The sequence below is a fragment of the Rhizobium sp. P1_C7 genome (genome assembly GCF_056406295.1).
Window position 1 is genome coordinate 83,947 of sequence record NZ_JBFUAL010000001.1, and the last position, 22,339, is coordinate 106,285.

19 protein-coding genes are annotated in these 22,339 nt (G+C 61.4%); 10 read left to right on the forward strand and 9 right to left on the reverse strand.

What is annotated here, in order from left to right; genetic code table 11:
• Both AC1D2R_RS00445 and AC1D2R_RS00450 read right to left on the reverse strand, forming a co-directional pair.
• Positions 1 to 444, reverse strand: coding sequence for a PACE efflux transporter (locus tag AC1D2R_RS00445; protein WP_477963686.1), 444 nt, complete (start codon positions 442 to 444; stop codon positions 1 to 3).
• A 113-nt stretch (positions 445 to 557) separates the two neighbouring features.
• Positions 558 to 767 (reverse strand): SlyX family protein, encoded by a 210-nt coding sequence (locus AC1D2R_RS00450; RefSeq protein ID WP_477963688.1) that lies wholly within the window; start codon positions 765 to 767, stop codon positions 558 to 560.
• Between the two features lie 183 nt (positions 768 to 950).
• Between AC1D2R_RS00450 and uxaC the strand changes: the two genes are divergently transcribed.
• Positions 951 to 2,366, forward strand: a complete 1,416-nt coding sequence (gene uxaC, locus AC1D2R_RS00455) for a glucuronate isomerase (protein ID WP_477963690.1) — start codon at positions 951 to 953, stop codon at positions 2,364 to 2,366.
• Positions 2,363 to 3,817: a mannitol dehydrogenase family protein gene (locus AC1D2R_RS00460; protein WP_477963692.1), complete on the forward strand. Its 1,455-nt coding sequence runs from the start codon at positions 2,363 to 2,365 to the stop codon at positions 3,815 to 3,817. The genes uxaC and AC1D2R_RS00460 overlap by 4 nt, the downstream gene beginning before the upstream one ends.
• 300 nt (positions 3,818 to 4,117) lie before the next feature.
• Here the strand turns inward: AC1D2R_RS00460 and AC1D2R_RS00465 are convergent, their stop codons facing one another.
• From AC1D2R_RS00465 to AC1D2R_RS00495, 7 genes are all read right to left on the reverse strand, one after another.
• Positions 4,118 to 6,568 (reverse strand): GcvT family protein, encoded by a 2,451-nt coding sequence (locus AC1D2R_RS00465; protein ID WP_477963694.1) that lies wholly within the window; start codon positions 6,566 to 6,568, stop codon positions 4,118 to 4,120.
• On the reverse strand, positions 6,565 to 7,443 hold the full coding sequence (locus tag AC1D2R_RS00470) for a phosphotransferase (RefSeq protein WP_477963696.1): 879 nt from the start codon (positions 7,441 to 7,443) through the stop codon (positions 6,565 to 6,567). Before AC1D2R_RS00470 ends, AC1D2R_RS00465 begins: the two co-directional genes overlap by 4 nt.
• A gap of 64 nt (positions 7,444 to 7,507) precedes the next feature.
• Complete coding sequence (locus AC1D2R_RS00475; RefSeq protein WP_477963698.1) at positions 7,508 to 8,587, reverse strand: ABC transporter ATP-binding protein; 1,080 nt, start codon at positions 8,585 to 8,587, stop codon at positions 7,508 to 7,510.
• Between the two features lie 22 nt (positions 8,588 to 8,609).
• Positions 8,610 to 9,683, reverse strand: a complete 1,074-nt coding sequence (locus AC1D2R_RS00480; RefSeq protein ID WP_477963700.1) for a Gfo/Idh/MocA family protein — start codon at positions 9,681 to 9,683, stop codon at positions 8,610 to 8,612.
• A 23-nt stretch (positions 9,684 to 9,706) separates the two neighbouring features.
• Entirely contained in the window at positions 9,707 to 10,591 is an 885-nt protein-coding gene (locus tag AC1D2R_RS00485; protein ID WP_477963702.1) for a carbohydrate ABC transporter permease, read from the reverse strand.
• Positions 10,584 to 11,540, reverse strand: coding sequence for a carbohydrate ABC transporter permease (locus AC1D2R_RS00490; RefSeq protein WP_477963704.1), 957 nt, complete (start codon positions 11,538 to 11,540; stop codon positions 10,584 to 10,586). Before AC1D2R_RS00490 ends, AC1D2R_RS00485 begins: the two co-directional genes overlap by 8 nt.
• 5 nt (positions 11,541 to 11,545) lie before the next feature.
• Positions 11,546 to 12,835: an ABC transporter substrate-binding protein gene (locus tag AC1D2R_RS00495; protein ID WP_477963706.1), complete on the reverse strand. Its 1,290-nt coding sequence runs from the start codon at positions 12,833 to 12,835 to the stop codon at positions 11,546 to 11,548.
• 197 nt (positions 12,836 to 13,032) lie between these two features.
• Here AC1D2R_RS00495 and AC1D2R_RS00500 point away from each other — a divergent pair, with 197 nt between their 5' ends.
• From AC1D2R_RS00500 to AC1D2R_RS00535, 8 genes are all read left to right on the forward strand, one after another.
• The gene (locus AC1D2R_RS00500; RefSeq protein WP_477963708.1) at positions 13,033 to 13,710 is read left to right on the forward strand and encodes a TetR/AcrR family transcriptional regulator; all 678 of its coding nucleotides are present in this window, start codon (positions 13,033 to 13,035) and stop codon (positions 13,708 to 13,710) included.
• 133 nt (positions 13,711 to 13,843) lie between these two features.
• On the forward strand, positions 13,844 to 14,992 hold the full coding sequence (locus tag AC1D2R_RS00505; protein WP_477963710.1) for a Gfo/Idh/MocA family protein: 1,149 nt from the start codon (positions 13,844 to 13,846) through the stop codon (positions 14,990 to 14,992).
• Between the two features lie 3 nt (positions 14,993 to 14,995).
• Positions 14,996 to 16,159, forward strand: a complete 1,164-nt coding sequence (locus tag AC1D2R_RS00510) for a dihydrodipicolinate synthase family protein (RefSeq protein WP_477963712.1) — start codon at positions 14,996 to 14,998, stop codon at positions 16,157 to 16,159.
• A gap of 9 nt (positions 16,160 to 16,168) precedes the next feature.
• Positions 16,169 to 17,599, forward strand: coding sequence for an enolase C-terminal domain-like protein (locus tag AC1D2R_RS00515; RefSeq protein ID WP_477963714.1), 1,431 nt, complete (start codon positions 16,169 to 16,171; stop codon positions 17,597 to 17,599).
• A 15-nt stretch (positions 17,600 to 17,614) separates the two neighbouring features.
• Positions 17,615 to 18,457 carry a sugar phosphate isomerase/epimerase family protein gene (locus AC1D2R_RS00520; protein WP_477963716.1) on the forward strand — a complete coding sequence of 281 codons (843 nt, stop codon included), beginning with the start codon at positions 17,615 to 17,617 and terminating at the stop codon, positions 18,455 to 18,457.
• A 42-nt stretch (positions 18,458 to 18,499) separates the two neighbouring features.
• A complete protein-coding gene (locus AC1D2R_RS00525; protein WP_477963718.1) occupies positions 18,500 to 19,774 on the forward strand; it encodes a Gfo/Idh/MocA family protein in 1,275 nt (424 codons plus the stop codon).
• Between the two features lie 180 nt (positions 19,775 to 19,954).
• Positions 19,955 to 20,977, forward strand: coding sequence for a LacI family DNA-binding transcriptional regulator (locus tag AC1D2R_RS00530; protein WP_477963720.1), 1,023 nt, complete (start codon positions 19,955 to 19,957; stop codon positions 20,975 to 20,977).
• Positions 20,978 to 21,021: 44 nt separating this feature from the next.
• Positions 21,022 to 22,260 carry an ABC transporter substrate-binding protein gene (locus tag AC1D2R_RS00535; RefSeq protein ID WP_477963722.1) on the forward strand — a complete coding sequence of 413 codons (1,239 nt, stop codon included), beginning with the start codon at positions 21,022 to 21,024 and terminating at the stop codon, positions 22,258 to 22,260.
• The last annotated feature ends 79 nt before the right edge of the window (positions 22,261 to 22,339 follow it).

The following is a 22,339-nucleotide window of genomic DNA, read 5'->3' on the forward strand; positions in this document are numbered from 1 at the left end:
CTAACCTTGCGACGCTTCTGCTGCGCGCTGCCAGTCCGCCAACGGGAAAACCCGATCGTAGGCCCAGTTGAAGACGAACGCGTAGACCAGGTAGAAAAGGGCGAAGGACACGTCCATCATGAAGGCCTGCATTAGGCCGACTCCGAGGTACCACGCGATCAGCGGAAGGAGGGCGACGAGCAATCCCCCCTCGAACAGAACGGCATGCGCGATGCGAATGGCAACGGTCTTGCGCGTGCCGCCTGTGAAGCGCTGCATCATGTGATCGAAGCCGAGATTGTAGAGATAGTTCCAACCTGTCGCGATCGTGGCGCTGGCTACGCCGACGACGCCGATATCCGCCATCGGAATGCCGAACGCCAGAGCGCCAAGCGGCGTGATGAGGGCAAGGCCGATGATTTCGAAGCTGATCGCGTGACGGATACGGTCTGATGTAGATCGCATGTTCACCCCCTTATGGGAAAGGTCGGGTCGTCCCGAGTTTATGCCCACACGGGGGAGGTCGTCCTCGCAGCCCTATTATATGGATTCCGGGCGCCCGGAACAAGAGCGGCGGTTCAATAGTGCGGCGGGCGCGTCGCTGCGGGCGCCTCCAGCGACTGCTCCTCCAACGAGAGAAAGCGCTCCGTCAGACGGTCGAGCTTCGCACGAGTCTGCTCGACCACCTTCCATTGTTCTGTCAGCTGATCGGAAAGCTCCTCGATGGCCTTCGTCTGGTGGGCGACGGTTTCCTCGAGTTGTGTTATGCGGCTCGTCTCATCGGACATGGGGAGTCTCCTTGCCGCAACCGGCCATTCGTCCTGGTCTTCAAAAGCGGAAATGGGGCCCGAGGTCAACCGTGTCGAGGTAAGAGCACAACGATTCGCAAAGTGAACCGTTTGGTTACTCAAAGTCCTTGCCGCGTCTTTTGTTGTGGGGTAAGGCCGATATTCCCTCAGGGAGGAAAACTGATGGATGTTGGGAATGGCTTTCTTCATCCGGACCGGCTCTTTCCAGCCGATCCGACCACGCGAACCATTGCACGCGATCTCTACGAGACCGTTCGGGCTCTGCCGATCGTAAGTCCGCACGGACACACCGAACCCTCATGGTTTGCCGACGACAAGCCGTTCGAGGATGCGGCGTCCTTGTTGGTCATTCCAGACCACTACCTGTTTCGCATGCTGCACAGCGTCGGCGTCCAGTTGGATGATCTCGGCGTTCCGCGTCTCGACGGCAAACCGGTTGCCGCGGGCCGTGCGATCTGGCGCGCCTTCGCCGCGAACTATCACCTGTTTCGCGGCACGCCGTCGAGCCTCTGGGTCGATCACGCTATGTCGGCCGTCCTTGGCTGCACCGAACCGCTGGCGCCTGAAAATGCTGATGCACTGTACGATTACATCAATGCGCAGTTGGCACTGCCCGAATTCCGGCCGCGCGCGCTGCACACGCGCTTCGGCATCGAGACGATTGCAACCACCGAAGGTGCACTCGATCCGCTGGTTCATCACCAGAAGATGGCCAAGGACGGCTGGATCGGACGCGTGCGTACCACCTATCGACCCGACAGCGTCACGGATCCGGACGCGCTCGGATTCCACAAAAATCTCGTTCGTTTCGGCGAGCTGACGAATTCCGACGTGACATCATGGGATGGCCTGATCGACGCCCATCGCAAGCGCCGCGCCTACTTCCGCCAATACGGCGCGACCGCGACCGATCACGGCGTGCCGACGGCGTTCACGGCAGACCTGCCGCTTGGCGACAAGCAGCGTCTGCTCGACAAGGCACACAAGGGAGCGCTCAGCACTGACGAAGCCGAGCTGTTCCGTGGCCAGATGCTTACGGAGATGGCCGGCCTGTCTGCCGAAGACGGCATGACGATGCAGATCCATGCCGGCGCCCGCCGCAATACGGACCGCGAACTCTTCCAGACGCGCGGCCCGAACATGGGCGCCGATATCCCGACCCGCACCGACTGGGTCGGCGGTCTCGGTGCGATGCTCTCGAAATACGGCCATGCTCCGGGCCTGCGCATCCTCCTCTTCACGCTCGACGAGACGACCTATGCCCGCGAACTGGCGCCGATGGCGGGCCATTGGCCGTGCCTGATGATCGGCCCGCCGTGGTGGTTTTACGACAGCCCGGCCGGCATCCGCCGATATCTCGACCAAGTGGTCGAAACGGCAGGCTTCGCGAACATGGCGGGCTTTAACGACGACACGCGCGCGCTGCTTTCGATCCCGGCCCGGCACGATGTCTGGCGCCGCGAAGTGTGCGGCTTCCTGGCGCAGCTCGCCGCGGAACACCGCATCTCAAGCAAGGATGCCGAGATTGTCGCTGGCGAACTCTCCTATGGCAACGCGAAGAAGGCATACAAGCTGTGACGCATCGATTGACCAACCTGACGGGCCTTGCACCCAACGCCAAGCTTCCCGGCTACGATCGCAAGGCGCTGAAAGCCGGCATCCTGCATCTCGGCCCCGGGGCCTTCTTCCGCGCCCACTTCGCGCCCTTCACCGACGCCGCGCTCGCCGCGGCAGGCGGCGATTGGGGGATCGAGGTGGCAAGCCTGCGCACGGCCGATGTCGCCGACCATCTGAACGAACAGAACGGCCTCTACACCATGCTGGTGCGCGATACGTCGGGTACGAAGGCCGAAGTTATCGGGCCGATCCTGCGTGCACACGTGGCGACCCGCAATCCCGGTGGCCTGCTGCAAAGGCTGGAGGATCCGGCGATCAGGATCGTCAGCCTGACCGTCACCGAAAAGGCCTACGGCTTCGACGCCGCCAGCGGTGGGCTGGACCTCAAGCATGCCGATGTCGTCGCCGACCTTGCCAATCCACATGCGCCGCGCGGCGTCATCGGTTATCTCGTGGAGGGTCTATCCCGACGCCGCACCAAGGGTGTTGCGCCGTTTACGCCGCTCAGCTGTGACAACCTGCCCAGCAACGGCGCGGTTCTGAAGCGTCTGGTCCTCGATTTTGCCGAGCGCATCGATCCCGCGCTGCGGCAATGGATAGAGCAGAACGTGCCGTTCCCCTCGACCATGGTCGACCGCATTACCCCGGCAAGCACGGACGCGACCTACCGCGATGCCGAAGCCCTGACGGGCAGGCAAGACCTCGCGGCAATCGAGACCGAACCCTTTACCCAGTGGGTCGTCGAAGACCATTTCGCAAATGGTCGGCCGCAATGGGACAAGGTCGGTGCGCTCATGGTCGAGGATGTCTCCGCCTACGAAAAGATGAAGCTGCGCATGCTGAACGGTGCGCATTCGCTTCTCGCCTATCTCGGGTACATAGGCGGCTATGAATTTATTCGGGATGTGATGGACGACGCCGGCCTGGCAGCGCTGGCGCGCCGCCAGATGAACGCCGCCGCCGCCACGCTCGATCCGCTGCCGGGCATTGGTTTCGAGGCCTATGCCGATGAATTGATAGCCCGCTTTGCAAACAAGGCAATTGCTCACCGTACCTATCAGATCGCTATGGATGGCACCCAGAAGCTGCCGCAGCGCCTGCTGGAACCGGCAACGGAAGCGCTTGCCCACGGCGGCATGGCGGAGACCTATGCGATCGCCGTTGCCGCCTGGATGCGCTATGCGATGGGCATAGATCGGAACGGCAAGAGCTTTGAGCTGCGCGATCCCCGCGCCGGGGAGATTGCAGCCCTCCTGGCCGATGTGCCGCGCAACGGCGCCGCCGTCTCGGCCGTTCTGTTCACGCTGCCCGGACTCTTCCCGGCAGCGCTGACGGAGAATCTGGCGTGGACGGAGGATGTGGCGAACAAGCTGGAGATCCTGATACAGGACAACAAGCTGCCGCTGTTTTGAGGTTGGCGGCGAGAGTGAAACTGCGCACTCTGCAGGTGCCAGTGCCCACGCCATCGCCACGAACGCAGCAGGCAGGTGGTGGTTGACCCAAGTCGTATCGAGGCAGCCGGAACGGTGAAAAGCCCGCATCCCACCTCCCTGTGCTTGTCAGTCCAGCGTAGGCAGTCTTTGGTTGGGGAGGCTTTCATGGGCAAGGGCTTCGTTCTCGGCGCACTCCCGAAAAGAGGGGGTTTGGAGTGTCTGTCGCGTTAAAAGTGGCAACGTCCAAGACACTGAACACCGTCTACCGCGTCCCCGTCTCTATGCCTTGACCCGCCTCATCTCCGGATCATAGAGGGGCTTCAGCGACACGCTGCAGGGGACCCTTTCTCTCGCAACGTCGAGTTCATACCGTCCGGCCAGCACGAAATCTTCCGTCACGCCATCCGGGTTGCGCACAAAACCGTAGCCGATCGGCTTGCCGATCGTATAGCCGAAGCCGCCGCTGGAGAGCCAGCCGACCCGTTTGCCGTCGCGATAGATCGTCTCACGTCCGAGGAGGACCACGTCGGGATCGTCGGGCACGAAGCAGGCGAGCATCTTCTTGACGCCGCCGGACAGCTGCAGCTCGATCGCCTCACGACCACGGAAGGCGACGTCCTTCCGTGTCTTGACGGCCCAGGCGAGTCCGGCTTCGACAGGCGTGTGGTCGGGGCCGATATCCGAGCCCCAGGCACGATAGCCTTTTTCCAGTCGGCAGCTTTCGATCGCGCGGTAGCCGGCATTGACGAGCTGAAACTCTCCGCCGGCCGCCATCAGCGCGTCATAGACAGTGGTGGCATACTCGACCGGCACATGCAGCTCGTAGCCGAGTTCGCCGACATAGGTGATGCGCAGCGCCCGCACTGGGCAGCCTGATATGCCGACCGTCTTGACGCGGCCGAACGGTAAGCCGACGTTTGAGACATCGTCACCAGTCACCTTTTTCAGCACCGCACGCGCGTTTGGCCCCATCAGCGCGAGAACCGAATTGGCCGAGGTCACATCCACCAGCTCGGCATGCAGGCCATCAGGAATATTGCGTGCTATCCAATTGAAGTCATGTGTCGCAAAGCCGGTCCCCGTCACGATGTAATACTCGTCGTCGGCAATGCGCGCGCAGGTGACGTCGCATTCGATGCCGCCCTTGTCGTTCAGCATCTGCGAGTAGATCAGCGAACCGACAGGTTTTGCCACGTCGTTGGACGCAATCCACGACAGTGCCGCCTCCGCGTCGTGGCCTTTCAGTACGAATTTGGCGAACGAGGTTTGGTCGAATATCACGGCCGCCTCGCGCACGGCCGCGTGCTCGCGGCCGACGGCATCGAACCAGTTCTGGCGGCCGTAGGTGTAGATATCCTTCGGCTCCTCGTTGGCGAAGAGATCGGCAAACCAGTTCGGCCGCTCCCATCCGAGCTTTTCGCCGAAGCAGGCGCCCTGTGCCTTGAGCCGGTCATAGAGCGGCGACTTGCGGCAGGGCCGGCCGCTCGAATGCTCCTCGAAGGGGAAGGCCAGCGTGTAATGCTTGCCATAGGCCTCAAGCGTGCGGGTGCGCACCCAGTCGCTGTCGAAATGCGGACGCCCGAAGCGGCGGATATCGACCGGCCAGAGATCATAAGGCGGCTCGCCCTTGGCCACCCATTCGGCAAGCGCCATGCCGGCGCCCCCGCCCGAGGCGATGCCGAATGCGTTGAAGCCGGCGCCGACGAAGAAGTTCCGAAGCTCCGGCGCTTCGCCGAGAATGAAATTGCCGTCGGGCGTGAAGCTCTCCGGTCCGTTCAGCAGTTGCTTGACACCGACGTTTTCGAGTGCCGGAACGCGGCCCAGCGCCTGCTCCATGATCTGCTCGAAATGGTCGAAATTGCTGTCTAGCAGCGTGTAGTGGAAGCCTTGGGGGATACCTTCCTTCGCCCACGGAATAGGATTTGATTCGTAGCCCCCCATAACGATACCGCCGACCTCCTCCTTGTAATAGGTCAGTCTATCAGGGTCGCGCAGCGTCGGCAGGTTGGAGGGGACACCGAAGGATTCGGTGATGATGTACTGGTGCTCGACGGAGACGAGCGGCACGTTGACGCCGAAGCGACCGGCAAATGCACGCGTCCACTGACCGGCACAGACGACGACCCGCTCGCACTCGATGCGGCCATGCTCGGTCATGACCGCACGGATCTTGCCCTTGTCGATCTCAAGGTTGATCACCTCCGAATCCTCGAAGATCGAGACGCCGGCCATGCGTGCGCCTCTCGCCAACGCCTGGGTAATATCAGAGGGGTTGGCCTGGCCGTCGGTCGGCAGAAAGGCGGCGCCGACGAGATCGTCGATCGTCATCAGCGGCCAGAGATCGAAGGCTTCCTGCGGCGTCAGAAGCTGCATGTCGAGACCGAAGGATTGGGCGGTGGTCGCTTGCCGCTTCACCTCGGTCCAGCGCTCCTCATTGCAGGCAAGGCGCAGCCCCCCGTTCATTTTCCAGCCCGTTCCAAGCCCGGTCTCGGCCTCCAGCCGCTTGTAGAGATCGACGGAGTAGCCGAGCAGCTGTGTGATGTTGGCGCTGGTACGCAGCTGGCCGACGAGGCCGGCGGCATGAAAGGTCGTGCCCGATGTGAGTTTCTTGCGTTCGAGCAGCACGGTGTCGGTCCAGCCGAGCTTACCGAGATGATAGGCCGTCGAGCAGCCGATGATGCCGCCGCCGATGACAACGACCTTTGCGGTCTTGGGCAATTCCTTCGTCATGCAATGTCCTGTTCAAATGCTGCGTAGGCGCGCTCGAAACGCGCGCGGTTTTCGGCGGTATAGCCGGCATAGTCGAAGTCGATGGTCGAGTGGATTTCCGAAACCATGCTCCAGAGCGTCTCGCGCAGCAAGGAAGCGCATTTCATCGCGCTGTAACGACGCCAGAGATCCGGCGTCGGCGGCGTCTGATAATAGACTTCGAGGATCGAACGCTCGGCGTCTTCGGAAAGTTCATTGTTGGAGGCGAGGCCGCCGAGATCGAAAAGCGGTGTGTTGAACCCGGCATAGTCCCAGTCGATCAGCCACAGGCGCTTGCCGTCATCGAGGAAGTTGGCGGCAAGCATGTCGTTGTGGCCGAAGGCAATCTCGAAAGGCCCGGCGGCCCCTTCCAGCCTTTCAGCCTTCTCCAGAAGACTGGGAAGCAAGGAGCGGTAAGAGCTTCCGGTGACCGCCAGGTTGGCGACATAGTCGCGGATGACGTGAAAGACCCAGAAAATCGCTGCCGGCCCTCGAAACTGTCGCGCGATATCATGGTGGCAGGCACGCATCAGGGGAATGACACGCGAGAGCGTCTCGGCGTTTTGCATATCGCCTGGCGAAAGCGCCTTCGCCTCGATGAATTCGAGCACCAGTACCCCCGGCACGTGATGAAGAACGGCGGGAGAAAGGCCTACGGCGTGCGCGGCCCGGCTCGCGGCAAGCTCGTTATGGCGGCTGATGTGATGGACGGGGATATCTTCGCCGAGTCGGACGACATAGCGCCGGACTCGATCGCGCACCAGATAGTTCCGGTTGGTAATGCCGCCGGCGATGGGTGAAATTTCGATCGAACCCTTCCAGATGCCAAGGGCATGAATCTGGTCTTCAGGCGTCACGCTTTCCCCCTAACGGCCTATGTTATTGAAATCATGGCCAGAAGTGGATCAGCTGTCAAGCGTGCTAGATCGAGGCGCCTGACTCGTCGAAGATATGACACCGCGCCGGGTCGAAGGAAGCCTTCACGTTGGCGTCGCGTTCGACCTTTTGCTGCCCGTCGAGCGCGATCGTCAGCTGCTGGTTGTCGGGCGTCTTCGTGTAGAGCATTGTCGCACCGCCGAGATTTTCGACGAGGTCGATGTTCACCGTCGCCAGCGTGATGCCGCGGCTTTCGAGGACCGACAGGTGCTCCGGCCTGATGCCGAACGTCACGCTCTGGCCCGATTCCGCCTTCAGGCGGCGGGGCAGGCGTACGGAATTGCCGCAGACGTTGATCGTCGTCTCCGCCTCGCCGATCGCTTCGATGCGGGCCCGCAGGAAATTCATCTTCGGACTGCCGATGAAGCCGGCCACGAAGCGGTTCGCCGGATTGTTGTAGAGATCGAGCGGCGCGCCGACCTGCTCGATGCGGCCGGCATTCAGCACGACGATCTTGTCTGCCATGGTCATGGCTTCCACTTGGTCGTGGGTCACGTAGATCATCGTATTGCCGAGGCTCCGATGCAGGCGGGAAATTTCCACGCGCATCTGCACGCGCAATTCCGCATCTAGGTTCGACAGCGGTTCGTCGAAAAGAAAGATGCGCGGCTCGCGCACGATGGCACGGCCGATCGCGACGCGCTGGCGCTGACCGCCGGAGAGCGCCTTCGGCTTGCGTTCCAGCAGCTTCTCGATCTGCAGAATCTCTGCTGCGCGCTTCACCTTCGGCTGGATCTCGGCCTTTTTGTAGCCTGCCGTTTCAAGGCCGAAGGCAAGGTTCTTGTAGACCGACATGTGCGGGTAGAGCGCATAGGATTGGAACACCATGGCGATGCCTCGCTTGGCTGGCGCCACCTCGTTCATCCGCTCGTTGTCGAGCAGGAGGGCACCGCCGGTAATCTCTTCCAGGCCGGCGATCATCCTCAGCAGCGTAGACTTGCCGCAGCCGGAGGGTCCGACGAACACCGTGAACTCGCCGGGATCGATCTTCAGATCGATGCCGTGAATGACGTCCAGGGCGCCATAGCGCTTCTCGACCTGCTGAAGAACAACGCTCGTTGCCATCGTCCAAATCCCTCCCGGTCTCTTATTTCGTTCGTGCACGCCAGTCGGCGTATTTCGGACTGTCCGGCCCGACGGGCAGCACGACTTCGCTGCCGCTGTCGGACGACTGGTAGATCGCGGTCACCAGTTCCAGCGCACGGCGCGCGTCCCCGGTGGTTACCGGCAAGGGACCGCGGCCGCTGAGATAGGCGTGAAAATGCTCCATCTGCGTGGTGAAGCGCGGCGCGACCGGCTGCCAATCGTCGATCACGGCATCAATCCTCGCCTGCACGGCGTCATTCGCGGCAATGATCTTCCACGGATCCCTTCCGGGCGAATAAGGTTCGTGATTGCTTTCGAATGTCACGTTTTCGAAATGCAGCCGCAGGCGACTGATTTCCTGTTGCGAACCGAGTGTGCACGACAGCGACACGAACGCACCGCTCTCCATCAGCAGGCTGGCCGATGCGCAATCCTCGACTTCGATATCGTTGACGCGGGTCGCAACCCGGCCGAAGACCTTGGAGACCGGCCCCATCAGGTGCAGCAGCATGTCGTGCAGATGCAGCGCGTGGGTGACCAGTACGCCGCCGAGCTCGCTCGCCCATTTGCCGCGCCACGGAACCGAATAATAGTCGGATGTCCGCAGCCAGAAGGTCTCCACCGACCCCATGTAGGGCTTTCCCGCAATACCTGCTTCGATGATCCGCTTCGCCTTCTCGACGCCGTCACCGTAGCGATATTGGAAGATCGGCATCAGCGCGCCCTTGGCGGTTTTCTCGGCTGCCATGATCTGGTCGACGCCGGCAAGCGAACCCGTCAGCGGCTTTTCGCAGACCACGTGCTTGCCGGATGCCAGTGCGGCCACGACCTGCTCCAGATGGATACCCGGCGGCGTGCAGATGTCGACGATGTCGATGCTGTCGTCTGAAAGCACGTCGGCAAAGGACGCCGTGCGCTTTTCGATGCCGAACTCGTCCGCGACTTCCTTCAGGCGCTCCTCGTTGAGGTCGCAAAGCGTGACGACCTTGAACTTGTCGGGATGCGGCAGATAGCCCTCGACAATGTGGGAGCGGCCGATGCCGCAGCCGATGATCGCAACTGTCTTGATACTCATGTCACCCATGTGCGTTTGCGCCTTCAGCGTTTCATGCCTGTCGTGGCGATGCCGTCTATCAGCAGGCGCTGGAAGAACAGGAAGAAGAAGAACACCGGAACCAGCGTCAACGTGGACATGGCGAACAGGCCGCCCCAGTCCGATGCACTGGTCGAGTCGACGAATGTGCGCAGACCGAGCTGTATGGTGTAGGTGTTCATGTCGTTCAGATAGATCAGCGGCCCGAAGAAGTCGTCCCAGGTCCAGATAAAGGAGAAGATGGCAGCTGTTGCCAGGACAGGCAGCGACAGCGGCAGCATGATCTTCCAATAGATGCGCCAGGCGCTGCAGCCGTCCATCATCGCGGCCTCGTCCAGTTCGCGCGGGATGCCGCGGAAGAACTGCACCATGAGGAAGATGAAGAAGGCGTCGCTTGCCAGGAATTTCGGCACGACAAGCGGCAGGATCGTGTTGACCCAGCCGAGGTTGAGAAAGAGCACGTATTGCGGGATCAGCGTCACGTGATACGGGATCATCAGCGTGCCGAGCATGATCGCGAACCAGAAATTCCGGCCGGCAAAACGAAGGCGGGCAAAGGCGTAGGCGGCCAGCGAACAGGCGATGACATTGCCGATTACCGTCAGCACAGATATGACCAGCGAATTCCAGAAAAACCGGCCGAAGGAGATGTCGAGACCGACCCAGCCGCGAAGATAGGACGAGAAGTCGATCGACGATGGAAGGAGGGACGTGGACGAAAAGATCTCGTTCTCGGGTCGCACCGATGCGGAAACCATCCACAGCAGCGGGTAGAGCATCAGCAGCGAGCCGAAAATCAAGAGCGCGTGCACGACGACCGAAGCCGGAAGGCTGCGCTTGGTGATGTCGGACGGTGGAGCCGAGACGGCGGTGGTGATCCCGTTAGTCATCGTAGTGCACCCAGTAACGCGAGGTCAGGAACGAGAAGGCCGTGAAGACTGCGATGATCAGCACGAGGATCCAGGCAAGCGCCGAGGCGTACCCCATGCGGAAATTCCCGAATGCTTCCTGATAGAGGTAGAGCGTGTAGAAAAGCGTCGAATTGATCGGTCCGCCGGTGCCGCCGGAGATGATGAAGGCCGGCGTAAACGCCTTGAATGCATCGATCGTCTGGACCACCGCATTGAAGAAGATGACCGGTGTCAGAAGCGGCAGGGTGATCTTGTAGAACTGCCGGAACTTCGAGGCGCCGTCCAGGCTCGCGGCCTCATACATATCGGTTGGAATCTGGCGCAATCCGGCAAGGAAGATGATCATCGGCGAGCCGAACTGCCAAACACTGAGCGCGACGAGTGTGTAGATGGAATAGCTCGGATGCGAGATCCAGCTCGGTCCCTCTATTCCGACCTGCGCCAGCGCGGCATTGACCAGGCCATCGCCGGCAAAGAGTTGACGCCACAGAACCGCGATCGCGACGCTGCCACCGAGCAATGACGGCAGGTAGAAGATCGCACGGTATAGCGGCAGCCCGCGAACCCCCTTGTTGAGCGCCATCGCCACCAGAAGCGCGAAGGTGAGCTTGAAGGGCACGGACAGAACCACATAGGTCAGCGTCACCCTCATCGCCGCGGCGAATTTCGGATCGGCGGTGGTGATGCGCACGTAGTTCGCTGCTCCAACCCACTCGGGCGACCTGATCATGTCGAAGTCGGTGAACGAGAGGTAGAGCGAGATGATGGCGGGTCCGAGCGTGAGCCCGAAAAAGCCGATCAACCACGGCAGGAGAAAGAGGTAGCCTGGTGCATTGGCGGCCCAGAGGCGTCCTAAACGCCCCTTGGCCACTGCACCATTGCCGCTCTGAACGGCCTCCGGGGCTGTTGTGCGCATCACATCACTCATCCAGATCAGCCTCGCGCGAGGAGCCGGCTAATCTCATCGACAAGCTGCTTGCCGCCGTCGGCAGCGGTAAGCTGACCGAAGGCCACCTGCTCGGCGATAGTGCGAAGCGTGACCTGACCTTCACCGGCCCCTGACGGCGGCGGCGGCGGAAGCTTGCCCGCGAGGTCGCCCAAACCGCTCACATAGTCGAGCGGGATTTTGCCGGTTGCATCGAGCTTGGCTGCGACGACATCGCGCATCGCCTTCGATTCCGGAATGCCACGTTCGACGTCGAGCGCGAGGGCGGCATCGGGATTGGTTACGAAGAAATTGACGTAGTCGACAGCCTGATCGAGCACCTTCGACTGAGCCGAGACCGAGAAGAACATCGAGGGCTTGCGATAGTGCCCGCCCTTCGAGTCCGGCTTGATGCGCATGTAGTTGGTCAGCGCCAGCTTGTCCTTGCTGACAGACTGGAAACCGACGAACTGGTTGCTGTGCGCATAATCGGCAGCCGCCTTGCCAAGCGTCAGCGGGCTGGTGTCGATCGTATCCTTGTAGAGCGCCTGCACGTCAGGCGGAACGCAGGCGCCGGCCTCGCGGAATTTGATCCACATGTCAAACCATTCCGACGCGTCATCGGCGCCGAACGCGATTTTGGAATCGGCTGTATAAAGGGCCTTGCCGCGCTGCCGTAGGTAGTTTTCCAGCAACGGTTCGTTGCCGCTTCCGTCTGCAAAGCCAAAGAATGCTTTTCGCTTTCCAGCCTTGCTGATTTCTGCGCCGATTTTCCCGAATTCTTCCCATGTGGTCGCCTGCGTCGGCAGATCCACGCCGGCTTCCTGGAAGGCCGTCGTATTCAGGACGGTAGCCGCGGCATTCGCACCAAGGCTGACGCCATAGAGGTGACCGTCGACGCTGCCGCCTTCGACCTGTGCGGGATCGAAATCCCCAAGGCTGAGTTTGGACGGCCTGTAGGATTCGAGCGGTGCGAGCGCCCCGCGTCGCGCATACTCGACGATGTAGCGGTAATCCATCTGGATCACGTCAGGCGCATTGCGGCCCGCGACCTGCGTCGCGAGACGGGGCCAATAGTCGCCCCATCCGAGAAATTCCCCGGTGATCGAGGTCCCTGCATTCTTGGCCTGGTAAAGCTGCGATACCTTGTTGGTGCGATCGGCCCGCGGCTGCGAGCCCCACCACAACAACCGCAGGCGGTTATCGGCGGCAAAGGCGGCCTTCGAACCCATTGCTGACAGCGAAAGAAGCGTTGCTCCTCCCGCGACGAAATTACGTCTGCTTACGCGTAGTGTCATCTGTTTCCTCCTCCCTTGGGGAGCGCCTCCACACGCTCCTTGCTGGTTTCACTTGCAACAAATAACTAATTGGTTACAAGTTATGAGCAAGCGCCGACGCTGTCAAGCGCTCATGAGAAGGGCGCTTCTCTATTTGTTTTTTACAATCCGCTCGTAAGGCACTATGAGCGCAATGGGGTCATTGGAAAGGGAAGCCGATGGAAGGCGCCGGCGGTAGTGGGGAAAAGAAGACGGCGAAGCGACCCCCGCGCGAGCGGGTGCTGCAACGCGACCCCGAACGGACGCGTACGGCAATTTTGGAAGCTGCGACGAAAGAGTTTGCCGAGAACGGCATGGGCGGGGCGCGCGTCGATGCGATCGCCGAGCGCGCCGGCACAAACAAGCGCATGCTGTACCACTACTTCGGCGACAAGGAGCAGCTCTATCTGCATGTTCTGGAGGATGCCTATGTCGGCATTCGAACGGCCGAGCGCGCGTTGCAGATAGGAGATCGCAGCCCAGAAGAGGGTATCGGCGACCTTGCGCTGTTCACCTGGCGCTATTTCCTCAAGCATCCGGAATTTCTGAGCCTTCTCGGTACTGAGAACCTGCATCGTGCTCGCTGGCTGCGTCAGTCTGTTCGGCTGAAGGAGCTGCATTCACATCTGCTGGGTGAATTGGCGCAGGTCCTAGAACGAGGCAAGAAGACCGGAGCCTTCATCGAAAGCGCTGATCCGCTGAACGTCTATCTGACGATCGCGTCGCTTGGATATTTCTACCTTTCAAACCAGTACACTCTGTCCACGATCTTCGGGCGCGACCTCGCCGAACCGGCAAATCTCGACGCCTGGGAACGCCATATCGTCCATGTGACGCTCGCCTCGATCAAGGCCTGAATCCCGAAATTTGGTTTTGTCTATTGACAGGCGTCCTTTTCGTCTGTCATCAAGTAACCGTTTAGTTACTGGCCGGGAGGAGATGCGCCGAAGCGCGTTCCGGCTTTGCGGAGACTGTACAGGGAGAGAGAACGTGGCTCGTCTAGGGATTATTCTGCACGGCGTTACCGGCCGAATGGGTTACAACCAGCACCTCGTAAGATCGATCCTGGCCATACGGGACCAGGGCGGCCTGACGTTGAAATCGGGCGAAAAGCTCGAAATCGATCCGATCATCGTCGGACGCAATGCCGCGAAGATGGAAGAGCTGGCGAAAAGGCACGAAATTGAGCGCTGGTCGACGGATCTCGATGCGGCACTTGCCAATCCGGATGACCAGGTCTTCTTCGATGCCGGTACGACTCTGATGCGCGCCGAGCTGCTTTCCCGGGCATTGGATGCCGGCAAGCACGTTTACTGCGAAAAGCCGATCTCGGACGACCTGCAGGTCGCGGTCGATCTTGCGCGGAAGGCACGCGCGTCCGGCCTCAAGCACGGCGTGGTGCAGGACAAGCTGTTTCTGCCGGGCCTGCGCAAGCTGGCGCTGCTGCGGGACTCCGGCTTCTTCGGCAAGATACTCTCCGTGCGAGGCGAGTTCGGTTACTGGGTTTTCGAGGGCGATTGGGGCGTGCCGGCCCAGCGCCCCTCCTGGAACTACCGCAAGGCGGACGGCGGCGGCATCATTCTCGATATGCTCTGCCATTGGCGCTACGTGCTCGACAACCTCTTCGGCGAGGTGAAGGCTGTATCCTGCCTTGGCGCCACCCATATCGGCACGAGAATCGATGAGCAGGGCAGGCCCTACAATTGCGATACGGACGACGCAGCCTATGCGACTTTCGAGCTGGAAGGCGGTGCGATCGCCCATATCAACTCGTCCTGGGCCGTCCGCGTTCGCCGCGACGATCTCGTCACCTTCCAGGTCGATGGGACCCATGGATCGGCGGTCGCCGGCCTGACGAAATGCTGGACGCAGCACCGCGTCAATACGCCGAAGCCGGTCTGGAATCCGGACCAGCCGCAGACTATCGATTTCTATAAGACCTGGGACGAAGTGCCGGATACGCAGGCCTTCGACAACGGCTTCAAGGTTCAGTGGGAAATGTTCCTGCGCCATGTGGTGGAAGATGCGCCATGGGAATACGGGCTTGAAGCCGGCGCCAAGGGCGTGCAGCTTGCCGAACTCGGACTGAAGTCCTGGGCGGAACGCCGCTGGCTCGATGTGCCGTCGCTGGAGTTCTGAGCAGTGACCGTGATCAACCTTCCCCTCGACGGCCGGCTCGTGCCCTATACTTTGACCGGCACACCGATCGAATTGAAAAAGCGCTTGGCAAAGGACTTTCCGCGCATTGCGTTTGCCGCCGCGCATGTCGTTTCAGATCCACTCGCAGACAACGACCCGTGGTTGACGCCTGCGATCGATTGGGACAAAACGCTGGCCTTCCGTCACCGGCTCTGGGATCTGGGTCTTGGCGTTGCCGAAGCGATGGATACCGCGCAGCGCGGTATGGGCCTCGGCTGGCCGGAAGCGCGCGAGCTCATCCGGCGGGCACTCACTGAGGCGGCAAGCCGCAAGGATTCGTTGATTGCCTGCGGCGCCGGCACCGATCACCTCGCGCCCGGCCCCGATGTCACGATCGATAGAATCATCAGGGCCTATGAGGAGCAGATCGAAACCATCGAAGCATCGGGCGGCCGCATCATCCTGATGGCAAGCCGCGCGCTTGCCGCAGCCGCCAAGGGACCGGACGACTACGTCCGCGTCTACGATCGGATCCTTCGCCAGGTCAAGGAGCCGGTAGTCATCCACTGGCTGGGCGAAATGTTCGATCCGGCGCTGGAAGGTTATTGGGGCAACGCCGACCATATCAAGGCTATGTCGACCTGCCTGCAGGTCATCGAAGCCAATGCCGCCAAGGTCGACGGCATCAAGATCTCGCTTCTCTCCAAGGAGAAGGAGGTGGCCATGCGCCGGCAACTACCGAAAGGCGTGCGGATGTATACCGGCGACGACTTCAACTACGCCGAATTGATAGCCGGCGATGAACAGGGTCACTCGGACGCGCTTCTCGGCATTTTCGACGCCATTGCGCCAGCCGCTTCGGCAGCCCTCGAAGCGCTCGGCCGGGAGAGAAACCGCGAATTCTTCGATTTGCTTGAACCGACTGTTCCCCTCTCGCGGCACATCTTCAAGGCGCCGACCCGCTTCTACAAGACAGGCGTCGTGTTCCTCGCCTATCTGAACGGCCTTCAGGATCATTTCACCATGATCGGCGGCCAGCAGTCGACGCGATCCCTGCCGCATCTGGCCGAACTCTTCAGGCTTGCCGACAAAGCGCGCGTACTGGCCGATCCCGAGTTTGCCGCAAGCCGCATGCGGCAGGTTCTCGCGGTCCATGGCATTGGCTGAGGCGCGGCGATGAGCGACGCGCCTGTGATCAGGCTTTCGGATGCGGACGTATTTGAGCGGCCGGTCCGCTTCAGGTTTCCCTTCCGCTTCGGTGCGGCAAGAGTCGAAGCGGCGCCGCAGGTCTTCGTTCGCGTCCGTGTCGTCGATAGCAGCGGCCGGTCGGGCGCGGGCTGGTCGGCCGAAATGATGATGCCGAAATGGTTCGACAAGAACCCGGCGCTGACGCCGGACGATAATATCGATCAGTTGCGCGCCGCACTCCGGCTTGCGATCGAGGCGTTGCTGTCGGCGGTCGCCGCCACGCCTTTCGGCCTGCATGCGGCGGTAGAAGCCGATCATCACCGCGCCTGCGCGGAGCGCAATCTTCCCGGTCTTGTCGCCTCCTTCGGCTTGGCGCTCGTCGATCGCGCCATCATCGATGCCGTGTGCCGGATGACGAAGATGGCGGCTGCGGACGCCGTGAATGCCAACCTTCTCGGCATCACGACAGCGACGGCGCCAGATCTTTCAGGTTTCGGCCTTCGGCAGTTTCTCGGCAGCTTGCGGCCGTCTCCGCATCTTGCCGTGCGTCACACGATCGGCCTGGCCGACGCGCTTGTCGCCGCCGATCTCGGTGCCGCGCAAAGGCTCGACGACGGCCTGCCGCAGACGCTCGAAGAGGTCATCGCGGCTTACGGTCACCGCTTCTTCAAGATCAAGGTGTCCGGGCGGCCCGAAGAGGATACCGCGCGCCTGGTTCGGATCGCGGCTGTTCTCGATGCGGCGCCGCAGAGCTATCGCGCCACGCTCGACGGCAACGAACAGTTCGGCGCCGCCGCCGCCGTGGCGGAACTGCTGGATCGCATAGATGCCGAACCGAGGCTTTCCCGGCTGCGAGAATCGATCCTGTTCTTCGAACAGCCGATCGCCCGTGCCGAGGCGTTGTCGAGGTCCGTCGCGAGTATCTCCAGCCGAATGCCGCTGGAGATCGACGAATCGGACGGCGACATTGACGCATTCATTGCCGCCCGTGCCCTCGGCTATGCCGGCATCTCCTCCAAGTCCTGCAAGGGTTTCTATCGCGCGCTGCTCAATCGGGCACGGATCGCCAGCTGGAGCGCGCAGGATGGTGCCGGCCGCTATTTCATGTCTGCGGAGGATCTGACGACGCAATCCGGCCTTGCATTGCAACAGGATCTCGTTCTCGCCTCGCTGGTCGGCGCAGGCCATATCGAGCGCAATGGCCATCACTATGCCGATGGGATGGCCGCGGCGCCGGCGGCAGAGCAGTCAGCCTATCTGACCGCACATGGCGATCTCTATTCGAACGCCTCGGGCCGGGCGCGACTATCGATCCGCGGGGGAGATATCCGCTTCGCGAGTGTGCTCACGGCGCATGGACTTGGGTCGGCAGTGGAACCCGACTGGAGCATGATGGCGCCGAGCCCGTTGAACGTATAACCGGAGGAGATACTCATGCATGTCGACGGTCTGTCCATCAATCTTGCAACCATTCGCGAGCAATGCGGTTTTGCCGAAGCTGTGGATGTTTGCCTGGCGCACGGTATCACGGCGATCGCCCCCTGGCGTGATCAGATAGCCGCTGCAGGGCTGGACGAAGCCGTGCGGATCGTCAGGGCGAACGGGCTGAAGCTGACCGGCCTGTGCCGTGGCGGGTTCTTCCCGGCGGCAGATGCAGCCGGCCGCCAGACGGCGATCGACGACAACAAGCGCGCTGTCGACGAGGCAGCAGCGCTCGGGGCGGATTGCCTTGTGCTTGTCGTGGGCGGGCTTCCCGGCAGCTCTAAGGATCTCGGTGCCGCCCGTCGGATGGTGACGGATGGCATTGCCGCCACGCTGTCGCACGCGCGCGCGGCAGGCGTTCCGCTTGCCATTGAGCCGCTGCATCCGATGTATGCCGGCGACCGCTCATGCGTGAATACACTGGGTCAGGCGCTCGACATCTGCGAAGAGCTGGGCGAGGGCGTCGGCGTGGCGATCGATGTCTATCATGTCTGGTGGGACCCGGATTTGGCTGGTCAGATCGCCCGCGCCGGGCGCATGAAGCGCATTCTCGCGCATCATATCTGCGATTGGCTGGTTCCCACCAAGGACATGCTGACGGACCGTGGCATGATGGGCGATGGCGTCATCGATCTGAAAGGCATACGACAGATGGTCGAGGGCGCGGGGTTCGTTGGCGCCCAGGAGGTCGAGATATTCTCTGCAGACAACTGGTGGAAGCGTCCGGCCGCAGAGGTGATCGCCACCTCCGTCGAGCGTTATCACAGCTGCTGCCGCTATAGGAACCAGGCATAGGAACAGTCGTTCGTTTCAGCACGCATGAAGGAGGATCATCCGATGGAGAAGCGCCGTTTTGCATTGATAGGAACCGGAAATCGCGGAACGACCATGTGGGGCAAGGAACTGCTCGCTGGCTGGCGCGAGCATGTCGATCTGGTTGCTATTGTCGACACCAATTCGCTGCGCGCCGAGCGGGCCCGCACGATGATCGGCAGCAACGCGCCGATTTACGAGAATATCGATGCGATGCTCGCCGAGCAGCAGGTCGATATGGTCATCGTCTGCACGCCCGACTATACCCATGACGACATTGTCGTGCGCGCGCTCGAGGCCGGCATCGACGTCATCACCGAAAAGCCGATGACGACTGCGGTCGACAAGATTCGCCGTATTCTCGATGCGGAGAAGCGGACCGGCAAGCGCGTCGACGTCTCCTTCAACTACCGCTATGCGCCGACGGCGGCCAAGATCAAGGAGCTGCTCGCGGCAGGAGAGATCGGCCGCGTTACATCGGTGGATTTCCATTGGTATCTCGATACCAAGCACGGCGCCGATTATTTCCGCCGCTGGCACGCCTACACTGAAAATTCCGGCAGTCTCTTCGTGCACAAGGCCACCCACCATTTCGATCTGTTGAACTGGTATCTGGATAGCGATCCGGACGCGGTCACCTCCTTCGCCGACCTGCAGAACTACGGCCGCAAGGGACCGTTCCGCGGCACGCGCTGCAAGCTCTGTCCGCACACGCAGGAGTGCGACTATTATCTCGACCTCGAGGCCGATCCGTTCCTCGATTCGCTTTATGAGGATCCGTCAAAGCTCGACGGCTATTTCCGCGACGGGTGCGTCTATCGCGAAGATATCGACATTCCAGACACCATGGTCGTCAGCATCCGCTACAAGAACAATGTGCATGTCTCCTATTCGCTGAACACCTTCCAGCCGATCGAGGGGCACCACATCGCCTTTAACGGAACAGAGGGTCGGATCGAGCTGCGTCAGTTCGAAAAGCAGCCCTGGGAAACACCGGACGAGGATACTATCCTGCTCATCCGCAATTTCCCCAAGGGCAGAGACGCCGTCGAGCGCATCGTCGTACCGCATTCCGCAGGCGGCCACTACGGCGGCGACAACAGGATGCGCAACATGATCTTCAAGCCGGGTATGGAAGACAAACTCGGCCAGCGCGCCGGCACGCGCGCCGGCGCCATGTCGGTGCTTTGCGGCATTGCTGCCCTTAGCAGTTCGCGCACCGGCAAGGTGGTCAGGATCTCCGATCTAATGCCCGAGTTGGCAGGTGGCGGTTCTGTACCAGGTTTGAAAGCCGGCTAATGGTGCTCGCACGGTATTCTTCGATGAAGCGAAAGGAGCGGTTCGTATATTGCGAGCCGCTTTTTTCTTTTCCTCGTTCGGCGCGCTCCATCCTGATCAAAAACTTGATTGGGAAAAGCTTTTCCCACTTGACGAACAAGGAGAGAAAAGGTTTTCTCATCAAAAATATCGGAGGTCGCGATGAATATCGCGGGAGGAAAAACAGGGCGCACCACCATCCACGATGTCGCAGCTGCGGCAGGCGTCAGCATATCGACGGCGTCGAAGGCGCTGAACGATACCGGCCGTGTGAGTGTCGAGACACGCGAGCGTGTGAAGCGGATTGCTGGGGAGACGGGCTTTCGCCCGAATGCTCTCGCGCGCGGATTGTTGAGCAAGCGCAGCTTCACCGTCGGCCTGCTGACGAACGATACCTATGGTCGTTTCACCCTACCGCTGATGCAAGGCATCTCAGAAGCGCTTGTAGATCACGGCGTCTCGGTTTTTCTGTGCGCGATCGAGGACGATCCGGCGCTTGGCCAGATCCATGTCGAGGCAATGCTGGAAAAACAGGTGGACGGCATCATTGCATCCGGAAAGCGGGTGGACCGGCAGCTGCCGGTCGATCTGTCAAAGGTGCCGGTGCCGGTTGTCTATGCCTTTACCGAGGGTGCGCCGGATAGCGTCACTTTCCGTTCGGACGATGCGCAGGGCGCGCGGCTGGCGGTCGAATGGTTGGTCAGGAGCGGGCGACACCGGATCGTGCACGTCACGGGGCCGGAAGACTTCTTCTCTGTCCGCGAGCGGGCCGGCGCGTACCGCCACGTGATCGCCGGCGAGGCTTTGGTCCTCTACGGCCAGTGGGCCGAGGCATGGGGGCACGAGGCTGTTCAGCGGATATGGAGCGGCCAGGGCGAGCGGCCGGACGCGATTTTCTGTGGCAACGACCAGATCGCCCGCGGCGCTGTCGATGCGCTGCGCGAGCGCGGCATCCGGGTGCCGGAGGATGTTTCGGTGATCGGTTTCGACAACTGGGAGATTGTCGCGGCGCAGACCCGGCCGCCGCTGACATCCGTCGACATGGAATTGAAGGAGCTGGGGCGACAGGCCGGGTTGACGGTTCTCGCGCTGGCGGAGGGGCGTCCGGTGGAAGCGGGTGTCAGGAAATTGCCGTGCCGCCTTGTGGTGCGGCAGTCATGCGGGGGTGACAACCCCACGGAATGAGGAACCGGCGCGCGGAGGAGATGCGCCATTTTGGGAGGAAAGCCATGATCAAGCGTCTATTGGCAGCGACGAGCGTTGCCACCCTATGCCTGGTGTCCGGTGCGTCGGCCGCCGAAAAGATAGAAATGTGGGTTCGCTCCGGCATCGGCGAATCCTTCAAGAAGGTGGTTGAGGCCTATAATTCCAGCCACGAGAATCAGGTCGTTGCGACCGAAGTGCCGTTCTCCGAGCTCGTGCAGAAATACGCGACCTCGATCGCAGGCGGGCAAGCACCGGATGCGCTCTCGATGGACCTTATCTACACGCCAGCCTTTGCCGCCGCCGGCCAGCTCGAGGACCTGACGGACTGGGCAAAGAAACTGCCCTACTTCAATTCCCTGTCGCCCTCGCATGTCCGGCTCGGCACCTACCAGGATCATGTCTACGGCCTGCCGCTGTCGGTCGAGACCTCGGTGTTCGCCTGGAACAAGGATCTCTACAAGAAGGCCGGCCTCGACCCGGAAAAGGCGCCCGCGACGTGGGAAGAGATCTCGGCCAACGCCGAGAAGATCCGCAAGCTCGGTGACGATACCTATGGCTTCTACTTCTCCGGCGGCGGTTGCGGCGGTTGCATGATCTTCACCTTCACGCCGCTCGTCTGGGGCGCCGGTGCCGACATCCTTTCCGCAGACAGCAAGAGCGCGACGCTCGACACGCCTCAGATGCGCAAGGCCGTCGGTTACTATCGCGATATGGTCAGGAAAGACGTCGTTCCGGCCGGCGCCGCCAGCGATAACGGGGCGAACTTCCTGAGCTTCACCAATGGCAAGATCGGGCAACAGAGCCTGGGCGCCTTCGCGATCGGCACCCTCGTGACCGAGCACCCCGACATCAACTTCGGCGTGACGCTGATCCCCGGCGTCGACGGCAAGCCTTCGTCCTTTGCGGGAGGCGATAATTTCGTCATCACCAAGGGCACCAAGAAAATGGAAGCCGTCAAGGACTTCCTCGAATACATCTATTCGATGGACGGCCAGAAGATCATGGCGAAGTACGGCAGCCTGCCGACGCGTGGCGACATTGCCGACAAGGTGCTCGAAGGGCTTGATCCCAGAATGCAGGTCGGCCTGCAGGCGATCGGCGTCGCCAAGACGCCCTACACGCTGCAGTTCAACGATCTGATCAACAGCGCCAACGGCCCGTGGGCGACCTTCACCAACGCTGCGATTTTTGGTGACGACCTGGACGGCGCCTTCTCAAATGCACAATCGGAAATGCAGTCGATCATCGATAGCGGCCAGTAATCTCCCAACGGCCGTGGCCGGAGGGTGGTGGCAGTCCTCCGGCCGATTTTACCAGCCAATCTTATCATGGCCAATTTGT

Bases quoted from the DNA above. Each gene is read 5' to 3' on its own strand.
- AC1D2R_RS00445 (WP_477963686.1), bottom strand. From the start codon at position 444: ATGCGATCTACATCAGACCGTATCCGTCACGCGATCAGCTTCGAAATC.
- uxaC (WP_477963690.1), top strand. From the start codon at position 951: ATGGATGTTGGGAATGGCTTTCTTCATCCGGACCGGCTCTTTCCAGCC.
- AC1D2R_RS00525 (WP_477963718.1), top strand. From the start codon at position 18,500: ATGGAGAAGCGCCGTTTTGCATTGATAGGAACCGGAAATCGCGGAACG.
- AC1D2R_RS00530 (WP_477963720.1), top strand. From the start codon at position 19,955: ATGAATATCGCGGGAGGAAAAACAGGGCGCACCACCATCCACGATGTC.
- AC1D2R_RS00495 (WP_477963706.1), bottom strand. From the start codon at position 12,835: ATGACACTACGCGTAAGCAGACGTAATTTCGTCGCGGGAGGAGCAACG.
- AC1D2R_RS00490 (WP_477963704.1), bottom strand. From the start codon at position 11,540: ATGAGTGATGTGATGCGCACAACAGCCCCGGAGGCCGTTCAGAGCGGC.
- AC1D2R_RS00515 (WP_477963714.1), top strand. From the start codon at position 16,169: ATGAGCGACGCGCCTGTGATCAGGCTTTCGGATGCGGACGTATTTGAG.
- AC1D2R_RS00465 (WP_477963694.1), bottom strand. From the start codon at position 6,568: ATGACGAAGGAATTGCCCAAGACCGCAAAGGTCGTTGTCATCGGCGGC.
- AC1D2R_RS00480 (WP_477963700.1), bottom strand. From the start codon at position 9,683: ATGAGTATCAAGACAGTTGCGATCATCGGCTGCGGCATCGGCCGCTCC.
- AC1D2R_RS00535 (WP_477963722.1), top strand. From the start codon at position 21,022: ATGATCAAGCGTCTATTGGCAGCGACGAGCGTTGCCACCCTATGCCTG.
- AC1D2R_RS00500 (WP_477963708.1), top strand. From the start codon at position 13,033: ATGGAAGGCGCCGGCGGTAGTGGGGAAAAGAAGACGGCGAAGCGACCC.
- AC1D2R_RS00475 (WP_477963698.1), bottom strand. From the start codon at position 8,587: ATGGCAACGAGCGTTGTTCTTCAGCAGGTCGAGAAGCGCTATGGCGCC.
- AC1D2R_RS00520 (WP_477963716.1), top strand. From the start codon at position 17,615: ATGCATGTCGACGGTCTGTCCATCAATCTTGCAACCATTCGCGAGCAA.
- AC1D2R_RS00450 (WP_477963688.1), bottom strand. From the start codon at position 767: ATGTCCGATGAGACGAGCCGCATAACACAACTCGAGGAAACCGTCGCC.
- AC1D2R_RS00485 (WP_477963702.1), bottom strand. From the start codon at position 10,591: ATGACTAACGGGATCACCACCGCCGTCTCGGCTCCACCGTCCGACATC.